This window comes from Bradyrhizobium iriomotense (assembly GCF_018130765.1).
GTDB lineage: Bacteria > Pseudomonadota > Alphaproteobacteria > Rhizobiales > Xanthobacteraceae > Bradyrhizobium > Bradyrhizobium iriomotense_A.
In genome coordinates, this window is the sequence record NZ_JAFCJZ010000005.1 from 320,323 (window position 1) to 338,010 (window position 17,688).

The 17,688-nt window shown below is 64.5% G+C and carries 14 protein-coding genes; 2 read left to right on the plus strand and 12 right to left on the minus strand.

What is annotated here, in order from left to right:
- Positions 1–28 precede the first annotated feature (28 nt).
- The 10 genes from cydB to JQ635_RS12440 all read right to left on the minus strand — a co-directional run bounded on the left by cydB (position 29) and on the right by JQ635_RS12440 (position 9,897).
- Positions 29–1,015, minus strand: a complete 987-nt coding sequence (gene cydB / locus JQ635_RS12395) for a cytochrome d ubiquinol oxidase subunit II (protein WP_211410137.1) — start codon at positions 1,013–1,015, stop codon at positions 29–31.
- Positions 1,016–1,017: 2 nt separating this feature from the next.
- A complete protein-coding gene (locus tag JQ635_RS12400; RefSeq protein WP_211410138.1) occupies positions 1,018–2,418 on the minus strand; it encodes a cytochrome ubiquinol oxidase subunit I in 1,401 nt (466 codons plus the stop codon).
- A gap of 15 nt (positions 2,419–2,433) precedes the next feature.
- A complete protein-coding gene (gene mqo / locus JQ635_RS12405; protein WP_211410139.1) occupies positions 2,434–3,972 on the minus strand; it encodes a malate dehydrogenase (quinone) in 1,539 nt (512 codons plus the stop codon).
- Between the two features lie 42 nt (positions 3,973–4,014).
- Positions 4,015–4,419, minus strand: a complete 405-nt coding sequence (locus JQ635_RS12410; RefSeq protein ID WP_211410140.1) for a hypothetical protein — start codon at positions 4,417–4,419, stop codon at positions 4,015–4,017.
- Between the two features lie 13 nt (positions 4,420–4,432).
- Positions 4,433–5,869 (minus strand): class II fumarate hydratase, encoded by a 1,437-nt coding sequence (fumC, locus tag JQ635_RS12415; protein WP_211410141.1) that lies wholly within the window; start codon positions 5,867–5,869, stop codon positions 4,433–4,435.
- A gap of 141 nt (positions 5,870–6,010) precedes the next feature.
- The gene (locus JQ635_RS12420) at positions 6,011–6,679 is read right to left on the minus strand and encodes a YoaK family protein (RefSeq protein WP_211410142.1); all 669 of its coding nucleotides are present in this window, start codon (positions 6,677–6,679) and stop codon (positions 6,011–6,013) included.
- Between the two features lie 18 nt (positions 6,680–6,697).
- Positions 6,698–7,534 carry a formate dehydrogenase accessory sulfurtransferase FdhD gene (gene fdhD / locus JQ635_RS12425; RefSeq protein WP_211410143.1) on the minus strand — a complete coding sequence of 279 codons (837 nt, stop codon included), beginning with the start codon at positions 7,532–7,534 and terminating at the stop codon, positions 6,698–6,700.
- A 3-nt stretch (positions 7,535–7,537) separates the two neighbouring features.
- Positions 7,538–8,137 carry an HdeD family acid-resistance protein gene (locus JQ635_RS12430; protein ID WP_211410144.1) on the minus strand — a complete coding sequence of 200 codons (600 nt, stop codon included), beginning with the start codon at positions 8,135–8,137 and terminating at the stop codon, positions 7,538–7,540.
- A 147-nt stretch (positions 8,138–8,284) separates the two neighbouring features.
- Positions 8,285–8,848, minus strand: a complete 564-nt coding sequence (locus JQ635_RS12435) for a cytochrome b (RefSeq protein WP_211410145.1) — start codon at positions 8,846–8,848, stop codon at positions 8,285–8,287.
- Positions 8,845–9,897 (minus strand): catalase family peroxidase, encoded by a 1,053-nt coding sequence (locus tag JQ635_RS12440; RefSeq protein ID WP_211410146.1) that lies wholly within the window; start codon positions 9,895–9,897, stop codon positions 8,845–8,847. Before JQ635_RS12440 ends, JQ635_RS12435 begins: the two co-directional genes overlap by 4 nt.
- Before the next feature lie 358 nt (positions 9,898–10,255).
- Here JQ635_RS12440 and JQ635_RS12445 point away from each other — a divergent pair, with 358 nt between their 5' ends.
- Positions 10,256–11,140, plus strand: coding sequence for an SDR family oxidoreductase (locus tag JQ635_RS12445; RefSeq protein WP_211410147.1), 885 nt, complete (start codon positions 10,256–10,258; stop codon positions 11,138–11,140).
- Positions 11,141–11,295: 155 nt separating this feature from the next.
- Complete coding sequence (locus JQ635_RS12450; protein ID WP_211410148.1) at positions 11,296–14,196, plus strand: ATP-binding protein; 2,901 nt, start codon at positions 11,296–11,298, stop codon at positions 14,194–14,196.
- A gap of 221 nt (positions 14,197–14,417) precedes the next feature.
- On the opposite strand, the gene JQ635_RS12455 is transcribed toward JQ635_RS12450, so the two are convergent.
- Both JQ635_RS12455 and JQ635_RS12460 read right to left on the minus strand, forming a co-directional pair.
- Positions 14,418–17,270, minus strand: coding sequence for an ATP-binding protein (locus JQ635_RS12455; protein WP_246583475.1), 2,853 nt, complete (start codon positions 17,268–17,270; stop codon positions 14,418–14,420).
- A 116-nt stretch (positions 17,271–17,386) separates the two neighbouring features.
- On the minus strand, positions 17,387–17,668 hold the full coding sequence (locus JQ635_RS12460) for a hypothetical protein (protein ID WP_211410150.1): 282 nt from the start codon (positions 17,666–17,668) through the stop codon (positions 17,387–17,389).
- Positions 17,669–17,688 lie beyond the last annotated feature (20 nt).

Consider the following 17,688-nt stretch of genomic DNA (forward strand, 5'->3'; position numbering starts at 1 on the left):
TTTTATTCGCAGTTTGAGCGTGTCCCCGTCAGTAGTGATCCACCGCCGCAGCCGTCTTGCCTCGGAAGACGCGATAACCAACCGCGACATAGAGCAGCATCAGCGGAAAAACGAACAGGCCGGCGCCCCAGAACATGAAGGCGAGACTTGCATGCGGCGCCGCGGCCTCGTCGATCGTCACGACAAACGGAATCATATAGGGCCAGAACGACAGGGCGAGCGTGCCGAACGCCGCCGCGAAGATCAGTGAAACCATGTGGAATGGCCAGTAATCGTCGTGGCGCAGAATGCTCGTGGCGAGCACTGCGGCGGCACCCGCACCGATGAGGGGAAACAGGAAAAGATAAGGCCGCTCGATCCATCGGCGGAGAATCGGCAGATGCTCGATAAGGGCATGCGTGAAGACGACGACGAGGAAGGCCAGCACGGCAACCGCGAGCAACGGGATCTGGCGCCGCGTGGCTTCGCGGATCGGACCCTCGCACTTCCTCACCAGCCAACAGGCCCCGAGCAGCGCATAGCCGAAGCACAGGCCGACCCCGCACAAGACCGAAAAGGCTGTCAGCCAGCCGAAGGTGCCGCCGACATATTCGCCGTTGGAAAATTGCAGTCCCTCGACGAGCGCTCCGACCATCGCGCCCTGCATGAAGCTTGCGGCAAACGATCCCACGGTGAAGCTGATGTCCCACACCCGGCGCGAGCGCGAGGCCTTGCCGCGAAATTCGAACGCGACACCGCGCAGGATCAATCCGAGCAGCATGACCACGACCGGGATGTAGAAGGCCGGCATCAGCATGGCATAGACCACGGGGAACGCACCCCACATGATCACGCCGGTGACGACCAGCCAGGTCTCGTTGCCATCCCAGACCGGCGCGATCGTGCGCAGCATCGCCTCACGCCTCGCCTCGCTGCCTGCAAGGCCAAACAGCATGCCGACGCCGAGGTCGAATCCGTCCAGAAGGAGATAGATCAGGATGCTGATGGCAAGAAGCGCAACCCAGAACATCACCATGGCTATTCTCCCGCTTCGGCGATTGCCGGCATTTTGTCGGCGAGCGACATCGGCCGGTTGGGCACCGGGACATGCAACGGCTTGCCGACGAGTCCCGCCGGACCGGCGCGCAGCAGCCGGTAGATGTAGTAGGTCCCGAACGAGAAGATGAAGGCATAGACCGCGACGAAGAGAATCAGCGAGGTCAGCGCGGCGGACGCCGTCAGGAACGGCGTCACGGCATCGGCGGTCCGCAACACGCCGTAGACCGTCCAGGGCTGGCGGCCGACTTCCGCGGTGTACCAGCCCGTGAGAATGGCGATCCACGGCAGCGGGAAGCTCAGGAAGATGCCCCACAGCAGCAGGCGGCTCCGATCGAGCCGGTGCTTGAGGCCGAGCCAGCTCCCGAGCCAGGCCAGCCCCAGCATCACGAAGCCGCAGCCGACCATGATGCGGAAGGCGAAGAACGGGATCGCCACCGGCGGCCGGTCCTGCGGCGCGAAGCTGGCCAGCCCGACCTCCTTCGACGTCAGACTCATGCTGCCGATGATGCTCCCGAGCACGGGGATCGATATCGCGTATTTGTTCGATTCGGTGTTCGAATCCGGAATGGCGATCAGCACCTCCGAGGCCGGCTGTTCATCATGCCAGCGCGCTTCGATCGCCGCGAACTTGGCCGGCTGGTAGTCGTGAACATAGTCGCCGACGAGATGCCCGATGAAGAGCTGGGCCGGAAGCAGCACCGCCGCAAGCGCAAGGCCCATCCGCAGCATGACATGCGCCTCGGCCCGATAGGTCCGCCGCAGCAGATACCACGCGCCGGTCGCCGCTACGCAGAAGGCGCCGGTGAGATATGAGGCAAGGAGCATGTGCGGGAAGCGCACCCAGACCACGCGGTTGAAGATGATCTGCGCCCAATCATCAGGCACGAATTGGCCGTTCTCCAACACGTAGCCGGTCGGCACCTGCATCCAGCTGTTGTTGACCATGATCCAGAACGCCGAAAGCGTCGTCCCGAGCGCGACCATCGCGGTCGAGAACAGGTAGAACCAGGGCGGCACCCGCGGCCGCCCGAAGATGAGGATGCCGAAGAAGCCCGCCTCCAGCATGAAGGCGGTGAACGTCTCGTAGGACAGCAGCGGACCCTGGATCGGGCCCGACATCTTCGACAGCACGCTCCAGTTCGTGCCGAACTGAAACGCCATCACCACACCCGACACCACGCCCATGCCGAATGCCACGCCGAAGATCTTCAGCCAGAATTCGAACAGGGTCCGGTAGACGGGCTTGCCGCTGTACTGGTGCATCGCTTCGAGCACGGTGAGCCAGGCTGCAAGCCCGATCGTGAACGCCGGAAAGATGATGTGGAACGAGATGGTGAAGGCGAACTGCAGCCGCGACAGGAGGAGTGCCGTCGGATCCATCGGACAACCTCCCGTTCAGGCCCGCTTGGCGACCGCCGGCGCGCGTGCGGCCGGCTGCGGAATGTTGTCGACCTTGAGGACCGCCGCCGTCGCGGCACGAATCTGACGGCAGAAATCCGCATCGTCGATCAGCGATACGCCGTAGGACGGGACAATCTGCTTCAGCTTCGGCAGCCAGGCGCTGGCCGTCAGCTCGCCGGCGAAGCACTTCTCCAGCACGCTGATGGCGATGAATGCCGCGGTGGAGGCGCCCGGCGAAGCGCCGAGAAGGGCGACCAGCGAATGATCGTCCGCGCCGACCAGCTCAGTTCCGAACTCGAGCAATCCGCCGCGCTTGACGTCAGGCTTGATGATCTGGACGCGCTGGCCCGCGACCTGCAATCTCCAGTCCTTCGGGTCGGCCTTCGGGAAATATTCGTCGAGCGCCGCGAGCCGGTGGCCCTCGGATTGCAGCACCTGCCCGACCAGATATTCGGTGAGATCGAAATTATCGCGCGCCACCGACAGCAGCGGCTTGACGTTCGCGGGGCGAATGGACTCGAACAGGTCGAGCAGCGAACCGTGCTTGAGGAACTTGCTCGAGAAGCCCGCATAGGGGCCGAACAGCAGCGAGCGCTGGCCGCCGATCACGCGCGTATCGAGATGCGGAACCGACATCGGCGGGGAGCCGACGGCGGCCTTGCCGTAGACCTTGGCATGATGACGCTTGTTGATCTCCGGATCGTCGCAGCGCAGCCAGATCCCGCTGACGGGGAAACCGCCATAGCCGCGCCCCTCCGGGATGCCGGATTTCTCCAGCAGCGGCAGCGCGCCGCCACCGGCACCGATGAAGACGAATTTTGCGCGGACCGAGCGCACTTCACCGCTGTCGGTGTCGCGCACCTCGACGCGCCACCGTCCGCCCTGCTCCCGACCAAGACCGGTGACGCAACTGTTGTAGTGGACCGCGCAGCCCGGCTGGCTGACGAGATGACTGACCAGCAAATGCGTCAACGAACCGTAGTCGACATCGGTGCCGGTGATGATCCGCGTTGCGGCAATCGGTTCGTCGCCGCTGCGACCGTCCATCACCAGGGGCGCCCATTCTGCAATCTTTTTGGGATCCTCGGTATGCTCCATGCCCTCATAGCAATGATGCGCCGACATTGCCTTGAACCGCTTCCGCAAGAAGTCGACGTTCTCCGCGCCGTGCACGAAGCTCATATGCGGCACCGGATGGATGAAGGACCGCGGATCGGCGATAGCGCCCCGCCCGACGAGATAAGACCAGAACTGCCGGGACAGATCGAACTCGACATTGACCTGGAGCGCCTTGGAGATGTCGATGCTGCCGTCGGGCCGCTGCGGCGTGTAGTTCATCTCGCAATTCGCCGCGTGGCCGGTCCCGGCATTGTTCCAGGCGTCGGAGCTTTCCTGCGCACAGTCTCCAAGACTCTCCAGCATCTGGATCGACAGCGAGGGCTCGAGCTCCTTGAGAAAGACGCCGAGGGTCGCGCTCATGATGCCGGCGCCGATGAGGACGACGTCGGTTTCGCGATCGGAAGCTGCTGACATGGTCTTTTCCTTCGTTGGGTGTTGCTGTTGCGAATGGCTCGATCAGGCCCGTGCCGATTGCCGCGCCTTGGCGCGGAACGGCACCTCTGCTCCCGGCCGCAGGATCACGTAGGCACGGCGCCAGGACGAATCGTCGGTCAGTTTCCAGCTGTGCCCGGAGCCGGCAGTGTCTTCAGCCAAGAGGACATTGCCGGGATGGATCAGGAAGTGGTGACCGTCACGCGTCTGGAAATCGAGCGTTCCGCTCAGCGTGAGCACGAGCTGCCGGACCGGCGCGGTGTGCCAGGCGAAAGCGCCGCCCGATTCCGTCTCCTGGAAGGAGACGCTGACGGCATCGATCTTGCCGGTCAGGAAGTCGCCGCGCTGGCCCGGCTCCAGTTCGAGGAAGCCCTCCTCGAAATGCGAGTTGTTGTCTTCTCCGGTCCATAGACGCACACAACGGATCATCGTCTTTCTCCCTTCAGCTGGCTTTCGCGCCGATGGCGAGCGGCACCTTGATCTCGGCAACGTAGGGCCTGACCATCTTGGCGGGATCGACGATGCGGTCGAACTCCGGCTCGGTGACGAAGCCCAGCTTCAGCGCCGCCGACTTCAGCGTGAGGTCGTTGTCCATCGCGTAATGCGCGATCCGCGAAGCCTTGTCGTAGCCGATCACCGGTGCAAGCGCGGTCACGAGCATCAGCGACCGCTCGACATATTCCTGGATCTTCTTGCGGTTCGGCTCGGTGCCCTCGACGAGGAAGGTGCGGAAATTGGTGCAGCCGTCGGCGAGGATGGTGATGGACTGTGCGATGTTGTGAATGATCAGCGGCTTATAGACGTTCATCTCGAGATAGCCGCCGGCGCCGCCGAATCCGACCGCGACATCGTTCGCCATCACCTGCACGGCGATCATCGTCAGCGCTTCCGCCTGCGTCGGATTGACCTTGCCCGGCATGATCGAAGAGCCCGGCTCGTTCTCGGGAATTTTCAGCTCGGCGAAGCCAGCGCGCGGACCGCAGGACAAAAGGCGGATATCGTTTGCGATCTTGTAGAGCGAGCCGGCGAGCGTGCGCAGCGTGCCGGAGAGCTGCACCAGCGCGTCGTGCGCGCCCTGCACGGCGAACTTGTTCGGCGCACTGACGAAGGGCAGGCCGGTCAACCGCGCGATCTCGGCGGCAACGGCTTCCGCAAAGCCGGGTGCTGCGTTGATCCCGGTACCCACGGCCGTGCCACCCAGCGCCAGGCGGTAGACGCCCTTCAGCGCGTCGTCGATGCGCGCCAGATTGTCGGCAAGCACGACGGCGTAGCCAGACCATTCCTGACCGAGCGTCAGGGGCGTTGCATCCTGCATGTGAGTTCGGCCGATCTTGACGATGTCGTCCCACTGGCTCGACTTTGCCGCGATGCCGTCGTGCAGGGCTTCGACCGCGGGGACTAGGCGCTCCGTCACATTCAGCGCGGCCGCGATGTACATTGCTGAAGGGAAGCTGTCATTCGACGATTGCGACATGTTGACGTGATCGTTCGGGTGAACCGGAAGCTTGCTGCCGAGCGCGGTGCCCGCGATCTGGCTGCAACGGTTCGAGATCACCTCGTTCACGTTCATGTTGAACTGCGTTCCACTGCCCGTCATCCAGACATGGAGGGGGAACATGTCGTGATGCTGGCCGGCGAGGATCTCGTCGCAGACGTGGACGATCAGCTTGTGGATCTTGCCGTCGAGACGACCGCCTGCGTAATTGGCGTTCGCTGCTGCCTTCTTCAGGATCGCGTAGGACTGGATCATTTCGCGCGGCATCAGGTCCCTGCCGATGCTGAAATGCTCGAGCGAGCGCTGCGTCTGCGCACCCCAGAGCTTGTCCGCGGGAACGTTCACTTCACCCAGGCTGTCTGTCTCTTTGCGGAGGTCGTTCATCCCAGCCTCTCGTGGTAGTTGATGTCGGAAGCATCTTGTCGGCACTGACCGAAAGTGTACGGACCACCCGGCGCACACGCTTCCGCGAACGAACGTCCTTTTGCCGAATGGCATGGCAGGCGCCCCGGCAGACGAGCAATGTCAGTGCGAATGGCCTGGGTGCCGGCAGAGCCAGAGAACGCATGCCGACGACGCGATCGGCAGAGCGAGGCTCCACGTACCGAGCCACCTCGTCACGCAGGCGCCGACCGCGGCGCCCGACAGGAACATCAGGCAGAGCACAAGCATGGCTCTCGCGCCGCGCGCCGCATCGCCATCGGAACCTGCAACGAGCTGATCGATGGCGCGGAGCATGTTTCCGGTGACGGTGACCGAGAGATAATTCCAGCGGCCGACCAGCCTGAAGCTCGCCGATTGCAACGCGACGCCGAAGGAGATGACTGGGATCGCGACCTCGTCGGGAACACGATGAAGCATCAGCATCGCCGCGGCCAGGCACACGATCTCCCCGACGAGACAGCGCAGCGCCGCCCGGCTGCGAACCGCCACCAGCGATCCCAGGACGAAGGCCACGGGCGGAAGCAGGTGGTGAAGCGCACGCTGCCATTGCCCTGATAGCGCATAGATCCCGAGGAAGACGACATTGCCGGTCTGCGAACTCGCGAAGACGCCAAGCGACAGCCACGTGAAGGCGTCGAGGAAGCCTCCCGATATGCTGAGCACGGAAGCAACCAATAACGATCGTTCCGGAGCGAAGACCTCGACGCGCGTCTCGGCCAGGGGTTCCGGTGATGCGGCTTGCATCGCCATGTCTGCAGACCCGCGCGTTCAGCAGCCGGCGCGCGAGGCGGCCTCTTCAGGCAGCAGGACGCGACGCGGATGCGTGAAGACGCCGTATCCGTCATCACGGGCGACGGCGAGCAGCGTGATACCCGCTTCGTTCGCGGTCTGGATGGCGAGCGCGGTCGGCGCGGAAACGGCGACGACGACCGGCGCACCCATCATCGCTGCCTTTTGCACCATTTCCACCGAAACGCGGCTCGTCAGCAGCACGGCGCCGTCGCGGGCCGAGCTGCCGTCGCGGACGATCGCACCGGCGAGCTTGTCAAGCGCGTTGTGTCGGCCGACATCCTCCCTGACCAAGGTTATGCCGGTACGGGGACGCCAGAACGCTGCTGCGTGAACGGATCGCGTCTGCTGGTTCAAGGTCTGGAGCGGAGACAACGCTTGCATGGCGCCCAGCAGGTCCCGGGCATGAAAGGCAATGCCGCGCCCCTCGACCCGCGACGGCGTACGACGCGCCTGTTCGAGGCTTTCGATGCCGCACAGCCCGCACCCGACCGGACCGCTGATGGCGCGGCGGCGCGCGGCCAGGTTCGCCGCGCGATCGCCATCGAGCCACATCCGCACTTCCATGCCGAGCTCGTTCGAGATCAGCTCGATGCTCCGGATCTCGCTCGCACTATCGATGATGGCTTCGGTGAGGCTGAAGCCGACACCGAAATCCTCGAGATCAGCCGGCGTCCCCATCATCACGGCATGGGTCGATCCGTTGTAGGTGAGCGCGATGGCGCTCTCCTCGGCAACCAATCGCGACGTCGACGTCGTTCGGCCGCCGCGCCAGGCGATCTCGCGATGCCGCGTGAATGTCGAACCCGTCATCATGGCTCACGCCGTCGCCGGCTCGGCCGAACGCCGGGAAGCCCGGCTTCTGAGCGCGAGCCCGAATGCAATGAAGCCCCATCCCTGGAAGATCAGGTCGACGACCAGCATCGCACCGAGCAGCCACAGGCCGATGGAAGGCCAGGTCGCAACCAGCAATACGCCGACGCAGAACGTGACGACGCCCGCAGCGACGATCCAGCGCCAGCCCGCGGCCGGCCGCATGTGGAAGCCCGCCCAGATCCGCGTCACTCCGGCGACGACCAGGAAGGCGCATACCGCGAGCGACAGCGTCAACGAAGCCAGCAGCGGATCGTAGAGAATGACGGCGCCAGCGGCGCCATAGACGATCCCGGCGAGCAGCCAGAACAGGAAGCCGCGCAGGCCCTGCACCGTAAAGGCATGCACGATCTGGAAGATCCCGGCGGCTGCCATGGTGGCCCCGATGACGAGAACGGAGGCGAGACTCGCCGCCATCAGATTGGCTGACGCAATGCCGCCGAGGATCAGTTCACCGATCCCCAATGCAACGAACCAGCCCCACTTTCCAGAAATTGCGTGAATGGCCCTTCCGAGCGACGCTTTCGAGTTCGACACATCCGTCATGGCTTGATCCCTGAACGTATGACCGGTCTGCCGGTCATGGATGGGAGCAAGCGTACAGAGACTGGCTCGGGGTTATCTTTCGAGGATGCCGCGCTATTGTCTCATCCGCACGACGCGGGACGCACGTTTCGCCGGCGCGCGAAGCGTTCATTCTGCCGGCGTCGCCTTGTTCCGAAGCGGCAGGAGCGCGATCGTCGCGAAGACGCCGTCGCGGCGGAGCAATGCATGGAACAGCGCTGCCGCCAGATGCAGCAGCACAAGGGCAAAGAACGCGAAGCCGAGATAGAAGTGAGCATTCCACAGCAGCGTGTGCACACGGTCGCTCTGCGCCAGCAACGCCGGAATTCGGATCCCGCCGTACAGGACGACCGGATAGGCCGCAGCCCAGAGCATGCCGAGGCCCAACAGCGGCATGATGATCATGAAGCCATAGAGGGCCAGATGCGACAATCGCGCTCCCAGCTTGATCGCCGGCGGAAGATCGTCCGGCAACGGCGGCGCGCCGTAATGGAGTCGCAGGGCCAGCCTGACCACGACGAGGATCAGAAGAGTGACGCCGAGCGTCTTGTGGATCAGGATGAGCGGCAAATATTTGGGCGCCACGGTAGACACCATGCCGACGCCGATGAAGAGCATGGCGATGATGCAGGCTGCCATCAGCCAGTGCAGAGACCGCTGGATCGGGGCGAAACGATGGGGCTCATTGCTCATGGCTTGGCGGCCCCGGTTCGCGGATAGTCTCGGGCTTCGGCCGCACGCAGATCGTAGGACTTGCGATAGACCGACGAGCGCGCGGCCGGGAACGGATCGTCCGACGGCCGGATCCCAGGCGGCAGCACGGTCGGATCAAAGTTGACGTCGCGGCACGGTCCGTCCCGCTCCTGTTCGATCCGCTGCACGACGAGCGTTCCGACCTGCACCGTATGGCGGCTCTCCGGCCAGGCCTTGCTCGGGTCCGCGGTCGGATCACCGGGATCGGCGACCGTCGTGACCATGCTCCAGCGTTGCGGGCCGGATGCGCGGACGCGTTCCACGATCTCCTGCTCGAGAAAATCCGGACCGCGCTTGTCCAGCTCGGCTTGCGAAATTGGGGTGACCTGCGCCATCGGCAGCAGCGACCATCGCACCGCGTGCTCGCCGCCCTTCGCATCTGTGAAGATGAAACTGTTGAGCCCGTGATAGGGCTCCTCCGCATAGCTGGCGGTCCAGGGCGCCGTCTTGGCCCAGGTCGCGAAGGCGGCGAATTCCGGATTGGCCTGGATGAACGTCTTCATCGCCTCCGGATCCTTCTTGCCGGATGCAATCAGCAGGTCGTGAAATGCCTGCGGCGTGGAAACTGCAAAGAACGGCGGGTTGATCAGCGCCATCCGCCACTCTTCGCCGTCCGCCGCGATCTGCAATCCCAAACCGCGCACCCGCACGGTTGCATCCACGGCGTTCGGATCGGCGGTGCCGAGATTGAAGCGGCCCAGCGCCGGATGAGTGCCCCGTTCAAACACCCTGGCCCGCGAGAGCTCCAGGCCATTTCCGTTCGCTTCGAAGACGCCGGTGAAGCAGATTCCCTTGGCGTGATTTCGCCGGTGCCCGAGCGGCGCGCCGCTCGGAGGCGTCAGCGCCGCGATCATCCGCTCCGGCGTCAGGCGACCCGGCGAGAGCCAGCCCGCAGTATATGCGAACGCGGCAGCACCGCCTCCGAGGACGACCGCAATCAACACGAGCGAGCCGAGTCCCGAGCGCGGCAGGTTGCCTGACTGATTCATCTCTTCTCCTTGCAAGGCGCAAGCCGCCTCGCCGAACGGCCACACGGCCCATCTCATCGAGCGGCACAGACTCCTCATAGCCGGCACCCGCGCCCTGATCTTCTGAAACCCCCTGTCAATTTCGCGAAGGCACGTCCGGGCTTGTCCGGTCCGCGGCGGTTCATACGGAACCGGTTTCGGGCATTCTCGAAATTTTTCGTGCGATCTGAAAATCGCTCGCTCGGCTCGAAAGACCCCTCTTGCGCCAGGTCCTATTTCAGTTGCTCCTCGCGCAAGGCCGGCGCTCGATCGCCGAACGATGAACGTGTCGCGACGGCGCTGGCGGCTTTGCGGAAGCTGGAATGCGATCGGGAATCGAATGAGCAAAGTGATCATCGTCACAGGAGCTGCAAACAGCATCGGGCGATGCACCTGCAGGAAACTGGCGCAAGCCGGCCACACGGTCTACGTCTCGATGCGGGAGACGGATGGCCATGATGAGCACGCCGTTGGGGAGGCCGGAACCGAAGGCGGCGTGGATCTCCGCACTTTGGAATTCGACGTTTCCTCGGAAGCCTCCGTGAACTCGGCCATCGACACCATCGTCGCCGAGAACAGCCGCCTCGATGTGGTCGTGCACAATGCCCGGCAGGTCGTCTACGGACCGGCGGAAGCCTTTACGCCGGAACAGCTCGCCGAACTCTACGACACCAACGTGCTGAGCGCGCAACGGCTCAACCGGGCCGCATTGCCACAGTTGCGCAAGCAGGGCCAGGGCCTGCTGATATGGGTTTCGTCAAGCAGCGCGCGTGGCGGCTCGGTTCCGTTCCTCGGCGCATATGCCTCCTCCAAGGCCGCGCTGGACGCGCTCGCACTAAGCTATGCCGGCGAGCTCGCGCGCTGGGGTGTCGAGACGACCATCGTCGTCCCAAGCGCGCTTGGACCCGGCCACTACATTCGCTCCGGCCGGCCGCACGACACCGTCAGAGCCGAGGAATACGCAGATGGTCCGACGGCCGATTTGAGTGAGATCGCGCTGTCGGCACTCGCCCAACTCTCGGCGCAGGATCGAACTCCCCAAGACGTCGCAACCGCCATAGCCGATGTCGTCGACATGCCGTTCGGACAGCGGCCGCTACGGGTTCATTTCGGTCCGGACGACGACGGCGCCGCGGCTGTCGACGCCGTCGCCGAAAGCGTCCGCGCGGAACTGCTCCGCCGGATCGGACTGGAAGACATCCTCAAGCCCGCATTCATTGCATAGGACTCTCTTCGCCCCCCAGACGAAAGTGATAGGCCCCGATCCTTTACCCCAAAACTGCCGGATGTTACTTTTCGCGGACCACTACGTTCACACGTCTTGGTGTGCCTCCAAGTCATAGAACGTGACGAGTCGTGCGCCGGGTTGATATCTCCCACATGGCCACCCGCTCGCAAAGCAACAACATGATCACCGCTGCTGGCTGCTCCGCCCAAGACGAAGCCGCCCGGGAGATCTTCGTCTTCGGGCCGTTTCGGCTCGATCCCTCGCAGAGGCGGATCGAGAGAGACGGGAATATGCTGCAACTGTCGGGTCGCGCATTCGACCTCCTGCTCGCACTGGTCCGGCAGGCCGGCAACGTCGTCAGCAAAACGGATCTGATCGCCAAGACATGGCCGGGCACTGAGGTCGAGGAAAACAACCTGCGTGTCCACATCGCCGCACTCCGCAGGGCACTCGGAGACGGCAACGATGGTGCCAGATATCTGAGCACTGTCTCCGGTCAGGGCTACTGCTTCGTCGGTGCGGTCTCGCGCCCGGAACAGATGCAAGCGGCGCCGGCCGATCCGACTTACGCCCATAATTTGCCTGCACATCCCCGGCAGATGGTGGGGCGCGAGCAGGCCATTCAGGACATATCGGAACGACTGACAGCCCAACGATTCGTCACAATCGTCGGCCCGGGCGGCATCGGCAAGACCACAGTCGCCGTTTCCGCGGGCCACGCCCTGCTCGCCGACTTCGCCGGTCATGTCCATTTCGTCGGTCTCGGTGAGACCGGCAATGCCGCTCCGGTGCCGGCGATCGTCGCATCTTCGCTTGGGCTGCGGGCGCGGTCGAATGACCCGACGAGCAGCCTCGCGACATTCCTGCGCGACAGGCGCATGCTGCTCATTCTGGATTGCTGCGAGCCTGTCATCGAAGCAGCAGCTGCTCTGGCCGAACGGCTCTACCAGGCCGCACCGGAGCTGCACATCCTGGCCACAAGCCGGGAATTGCTGCGCGTCGAAGGCGAGTTCACATACCGGCTCCCGCCGCTGCCGAGCCCGCCGGAGAAGGCCGCTCTAACGGCCGCGAACGCCCTTGCCTACCCTTCCGTAAGACTCTTCGTCGAGCGCGCGACTGCGGGGGGCGGCGAGTTCGCGCTGACGGATGCGAACGCCTCTGACGTCGGCAATCTCTGCCGCCGGCTCGACGGCATCCCGCTTGCCATCGAGCTCACCGCCGGTCATGCGAGCACATATGGCGCGCGAGCAATGGTCCAGCTCCTCGACCAGCACCTCAACCTGCTGTGGGAGGGACGACGCACCGCACTGCCCCGGCACCGGACGCTGCGCGCAACCATCGAATGGAGCTACAATCTCCTATCCGAGGCGGAACGCGTGATTCTCGGCCGACTGTCCGTGTTCGTCGGCAGCATGACCCTGGACGCCGCGCGGTCGATTGCCGCTGACACGGAGGATGACGACGCGATCCTGGCAATCATCGACAGCCTCGTCGCCAAGTCGATGCTCGCACTGAACACCGGCTCGCAACCGCCCCGCTACCGCCTTGCCGACTCGACCCGGGCCTACGCGCAAGAGAAGCTTGCCGCCAGCGGCGGCGCCGCCGCGATCGCGCGACGTCACGCCGGCTACTTTCTCGACCTCCTTGAAAAGGTCGGCGGCGAAGCAAGCCGAGACCTTGCGGCCGTTGCCGAGGAATTCGGAAACGTCCGCGCCGCGCTGACGTGGTGCTTCTCGGATCAGGGAGACCGCGGAGCCGGCGTGTCGCTCGCTGCAGCAGCGATACCGCTGTTCTTCAAGCTGTCGCTGCTGGCGGAATGCGAGCTTTGGGTCGCCCGCGCCATCGAAGCACTCGACGAGATCGATGGGAGCGTCAGGCAAGGCCTCGTCCTTCACACGGCGCTGGGAGCTGCCCGCATGCTCACGGGACAGCTGGATGAGCTGGGCGCCAATCACCTCAAACGAGCGCTCGAGCTGACGGAAAGGATCGGCGACATCCCCGGGCAAATCCGTTTGATCGACCAGTTGCATTTGCTGCAATTGTTCGTCGGCAAGTATGATGAGGCATTGGGCACCGCCAAGCGCGGCGAAGCCGTCGCCCTTGCTGGCAACGATTCCATCGCGGTGGCGCGCATGCGCGTGTTGCTCAGCATCTCCTGCCAATATCTCGGCAAGTTCGCGGCCTCCCGCTCATACGTCGAGGCGGCATTGCTGCAGCCGGGCCTGGATGGAGAGGTCCTTGGCGGCCTCACGCTTGAATATCCCAAGCGCGCTCAAATCACCCTTGCGCGCGTCCTCTGGCTTCAGGGATATCCCGACCAGGCAGCGCAAATGGTGCGGCGAGCCATCTCGGACGTCATCGCAGCGAACCATCCGGTCATGTTCTGTCGAGCGCTTCCCTGGGCATTTGGCGTCTTCTTCTGGAATGGCGACACGGAGGATTGCGAAGACCATATCGACAGATTCATCGTGGAGGCGCGAAGGCACAATCTCGCCATCCTCCAGATGGTCGGCGAGGCCATGAAGGGTATCACGTTGCTGGCCAGGAATGAGACCAGTGCCGGGCTCGCCATGCTGAGAGGCTCGATCGAGAAGCTGCGGAGCCGGTCGTTCGGTGCCGTAGCGGGGCTTCGCATGCCCCTCGCCGAAGCCTTGGCGGCGGCAGGTCACGGCGACGAGGCCCTGGACACCATCGATCAGGCGATCGCCCAGGCCCGGCATTGCAACTTCATGATGGACATGCCCGACATGTTGCGCGCCAAAGCGGAAGCGCTGATGCGCAAGAGCCATCCGGATCTTCCGCAAGCGGAGCAGAGCCTCGTGCAGGCGCTCGACGTCGCCCGCGGTCAGGGGGCGCCGGGCTATGAGCTTCGCGCGGCAATCGCGCTTGCGAAACTGTGGCAGCGATTCGGTCGCCGCCAGGAGGCGCGCGATATGCTTGCGTCCGTCTATCAGCGATTTAACGAGGGATTCCAGACGCGCAGTCTCGCGACGGCAAGAGGCCTGCTTGTCGAGCTGAGTCCTCCGTACTCATCCTCGTTTGCGGCCAAATGACCGCCTCGGCCGTGCAATCGCGATAGAGGGGTGCAGTCTCGAACGACACGTGCGGGCTGCCGGCCCATGCTGCGCTTGCAATGAGACGTCGGCGCCGGCAGTCGCCATGGCGGCGTCATGGGTGAATTGCGGAACGTTCCAGAGCACGGGGAATGCGGCGCTCGCCGAGGCCGCACCGGCATCCGATCAGTTGAATCGGATGCCGCTCCCCGGGGCATCGCCTACGATCCCAGCTTCGCCATCATTGCACGCGCGTCGCGGAAATCCGCGATCTCGAAACCCTCAGTGAACTTGCCGCACACGGCAGCGAGCACATGGCGAGCATCGGCCGGATGCCCCTCACGTATCCGCAATCGTGCCACACTGATCGCCGTCCTCAGCTCCCAGAACATTGCGCCCTGGCTCCGCGCCACTTCGAACGCCCTGTCGAAGGCCTGCGCAGCTCCGGCCGGCGAGCGGCGCTCGCCGGGAAGCAGCAGCAACTCGCCCTTGATGCGCCAGAGCTCGGCGACATACCACCCCTCGTCCCTCGCCTCGCAGCGCGCGAGCGCCTCGTCGGCGGTCGCAAGCCCTTGCGACACCTCGCCGGCCTCTCCGAGACATGCCGCGAGCTCGCCGAGAGGAAGCAGAAAGCGAGGCAGGAAACGCGCCTCGCCCGCGAGCTCGAGTGCCTTGCGCAGCAGCGGCAATCCGGTCGAGAGATCACCCCGGCGCGAGATCAGCATGCCCCTGAAGGCGCGCGCCCACACGTTCCACAGGCGGATCGGGTGGCGCTCGGTGTGTTCGAGCAGCATCGTACAATAGCGCTCGGCCGCGTCGAGATCGCCGGCGAGGAAGGCGATCGGGCAGGCACTCTGGCCGAGGACGCTGCAGTACGTCAGAGCGTGACCGCTGGTCCGGCCTTCCTCGACGTTACGGTCGACGACGCCCAAGGCCTGGTCCGCGAGACCGAGCAGCCACAGGATCCGCGCCTGGAAGTAGCGCGCCGAGACCCGCAGGTCGAAGCGGAAACGAATAACCTGCGGCTTTGCCGCAAGGTCCGAAAGGCGAGACAGGGTTCGCCCGATATGATGATAGGCCAGCCGCTGGTCGCCGCGATAATGCAGCGTGGTCGCAAGAAGCCGGTCGGCCATCATACGATCGACGGGACTGCTGGAGTCGGCCACGACTTCCGCAAAACGATTGGCAAATTCGAGCGCCCTGCGGAATTCACCGTTGTTGAACTGGTCGATGCAGAGACCCCAAAGCGCGCGCAACAGGTAGTCCCTGTCACCGAGTTGCTCGGCAAGCTGAAGCGTCGCTACCCAGGCGGGACCGGCCTCCCTGGCCCTTCCGACACCGTACATCAGCGACCAGCCGCGCGCGGCCGACAGCTGCATGCGAAGCCGCGCCGCGTTCGCGGCAGCCGGATCGAGGCGCGCCAGCGCAAGTTCGGTCCGCTCGCGGCATTCGGCCAGAAGCGACAATTGCACCCAGAGCGGGACCGCGGCCGCCGTCAACGCCGCGCCCACTTGCGGGTCTCCACTGGACGAGAAGGCCCAATCGAGGCTCGTTCGCACGTTGTCGATGTGACGGCCATAGATGGCGAGCCACTCCGCCTGCGGCCTCACCTCGCTGTCGACTTCGGCGCCGGCAAGAAATCCCGAATAGTACTTCGCCTGGCGGCGGGCGGCGTCGGGATATTCTCCGCCGGCATGCAGCTTCTCCAATGTGTAGGCACGCGTCGTATCGAGCAGGCGGTAGTGCGGGCTCTCGCCGCGAATATCCGCGAGGACGAGGGACTTTGCCACCAGCCTCGCAAGCTGGCCGGTGACGTCGCCGCACCCCTCGCCGGCAACCGCAATCACTGCATCGAGCTGGAATTCGCCGGCGAATATGCCGAGCTGCCTGAGCAGCCACGCCTCGTCGTCCGGCAACAGGTCATAGCTCCAGTCGAGCGTTGCACGCAGCGTTTGCTGCCTCGGCAACGCCGTGCGCCGGCCGGTCGTCAGGAACTTGAACCTGTCATCGAGCAGCGCCGCGATCTTCGGCGGGCTGAGCATGACGGCGCGCGCCGCCGCAAACTCGATCGCAAGCGGAATGCCGTCCAGCCGCCGGCAAATGGCTGCGATGGCGCCGATGTTCTCCTCGTCAGACACGAAGCTCGAACCCAGCGCCTTCGCTCTGCTCGTGAACAATTCGACTGCGCTGTACGCGGATGCGCCGGCGGGCTCGTGCCATGTTTCGGGCGGCACGCCCAGAGGAGGCACGCGGTAGACATGCTCTCCCTCGATCCGCAGCGCCTCCCGGCTCGTCGCAACAATGATCGTGCCTGCACAATGGCTGAGCACCAACTCGGCCACCTGTGCGACGGCATCGATGACATGTTCGCAATTGTCGAGAATGAGCAGCAACGGCCGGGAGCCGATCGCCCGCGCGATGGAATCAGGCGAGATCTCCTCGCCCTCGAGCTTGGTGCCAAGCACGCTGGCGATGGCCGAGCAGACGAGCCTGGGATCGGACAGCGAGGCCAGTTCGACCAGCAGTCTGTCCGCCTCGAAACCGGGCGGCGGCGTTCTGGCGGCTTCGAGCGCCAGCGCCGTCTTTCCGATGCCGCCAGGCCCGATCAGGCTCACCACGCGATAGGCCGACAGCAGCCGCCACAAATGCGCGATCGCCGTGGTCCGGCCGATCAGATCGAATGACGCGCTGGGAATGTTGACTGACGGCGGCAATTCGGTTGCGGCATATTGCAGCGGGGGGTCCATATGGCGGATCCCCCACGCGCCGAGCAAACGATAGCCGCGGCCGATAGTGGTTGACAGCATGTCGCGGTCAGCACCGAGAACCTTTCGGATCGCCGCGATATGCACGCGAAGCGCGCTCTCCTCGACAAAGACGCCTCGCCAGACCCGCTCCGTCAGGTCGTTCTTGGTAACGAGCTGACCCTGCGCCTGAACCAATTCCGCAAGAATCTCAAAGGCGCGCCCACCCAAAGGAACGAGCTCTCCGCTCAGGCGCAATTCGCGTCTGGCCAGATCGATTTCCCATTCCGCGCAGGTGTAGACGGGACGCTGGCCTGGCTCAGCCATCATTGGGACAGCCCCAAGCGGTCTAGTCATTTTCTCCCCAGCCTACCACCAACCCTTTCGAAAGACACAGGTGGCCGGACGGGCGCAGCCGTCCGCCCCCGTCTCGTCACGCGCACTCTTCAGCAACCGCGGCAGATCGATCCTTCCAGCATCTTCTCAAGCCGCGCATCATCCTTGTCGATGGTCGGGTCTGTGCCGAGCAACGGGCCCTTTATCGCATGACCACCACCGTCCGATCCCGGCAGCGCAGTGCCCAGCGAGTTCGTTCCGGGCGCGGCGGCACTCGTACCGAGCGCGCCGCCGCTCTCCATCGACATATGCGATCCCATGCCGCCGCGGGCGGACGCAGCGCCCGAGAGTGCGACGCAGGCGACGACGCAAATAGCGGAAAACAATCTCATTGCTCACACTCCACATGTTC

Excerpts from the sequence above, each read along its gene's own strand:
- cydB (WP_211410137.1), bottom strand. The coding sequence starts at position 1,015 with ATGGTGATGTTCTGGGTTGCGCTTCTTGCCATCAGCATCCTGATCTAT.
- JQ635_RS12400 (WP_211410138.1), bottom strand. The coding sequence starts at position 2,418 with ATGGATCCGACGGCACTCCTCCTGTCGCGGCTGCAGTTCGCCTTCACC.
- mqo (WP_211410139.1), bottom strand. The coding sequence starts at position 3,972 with ATGTCAGCAGCTTCCGATCGCGAAACCGACGTCGTCCTCATCGGCGCC.
- JQ635_RS12410 (WP_211410140.1), bottom strand. The coding sequence starts at position 4,419 with ATGATCCGTTGTGTGCGTCTATGGACCGGAGAAGACAACAACTCGCAT.
- fumC (WP_211410141.1), bottom strand. The coding sequence starts at position 5,869 with ATGAACGACCTCCGCAAAGAGACAGACAGCCTGGGTGAAGTGAACGTT.
- JQ635_RS12420 (WP_211410142.1), bottom strand. The coding sequence starts at position 6,679 with ATGGCGATGCAAGCCGCATCACCGGAACCCCTGGCCGAGACGCGCGTC.
- fdhD (WP_211410143.1), bottom strand. The coding sequence starts at position 7,534 with ATGATGACGGGTTCGACATTCACGCGGCATCGCGAGATCGCCTGGCGC.
- JQ635_RS12430 (WP_211410144.1), bottom strand. The coding sequence starts at position 8,137 with ATGACGGATGTGTCGAACTCGAAAGCGTCGCTCGGAAGGGCCATTCAC.
- JQ635_RS12435 (WP_211410145.1), bottom strand. The coding sequence starts at position 8,848 with ATGAGCAATGAGCCCCATCGTTTCGCCCCGATCCAGCGGTCTCTGCAC.
- JQ635_RS12440 (WP_211410146.1), bottom strand. The coding sequence starts at position 9,897 with ATGAATCAGTCAGGCAACCTGCCGCGCTCGGGACTCGGCTCGCTCGTG.
- JQ635_RS12445 (WP_211410147.1), top strand. The coding sequence starts at position 10,256 with ATGAGCAAAGTGATCATCGTCACAGGAGCTGCAAACAGCATCGGGCGA.
- JQ635_RS12450 (WP_211410148.1), top strand. The coding sequence starts at position 11,296 with ATGGCCACCCGCTCGCAAAGCAACAACATGATCACCGCTGCTGGCTGC.
- JQ635_RS12455 (WP_246583475.1), bottom strand. The coding sequence starts at position 17,270 with ATGATGGCTGAGCCAGGCCAGCGTCCCGTCTACACCTGCGCGGAATGG.
- JQ635_RS12460 (WP_211410150.1), bottom strand. The coding sequence starts at position 17,668 with ATGAGATTGTTTTCCGCTATTTGCGTCGTCGCCTGCGTCGCACTCTCG.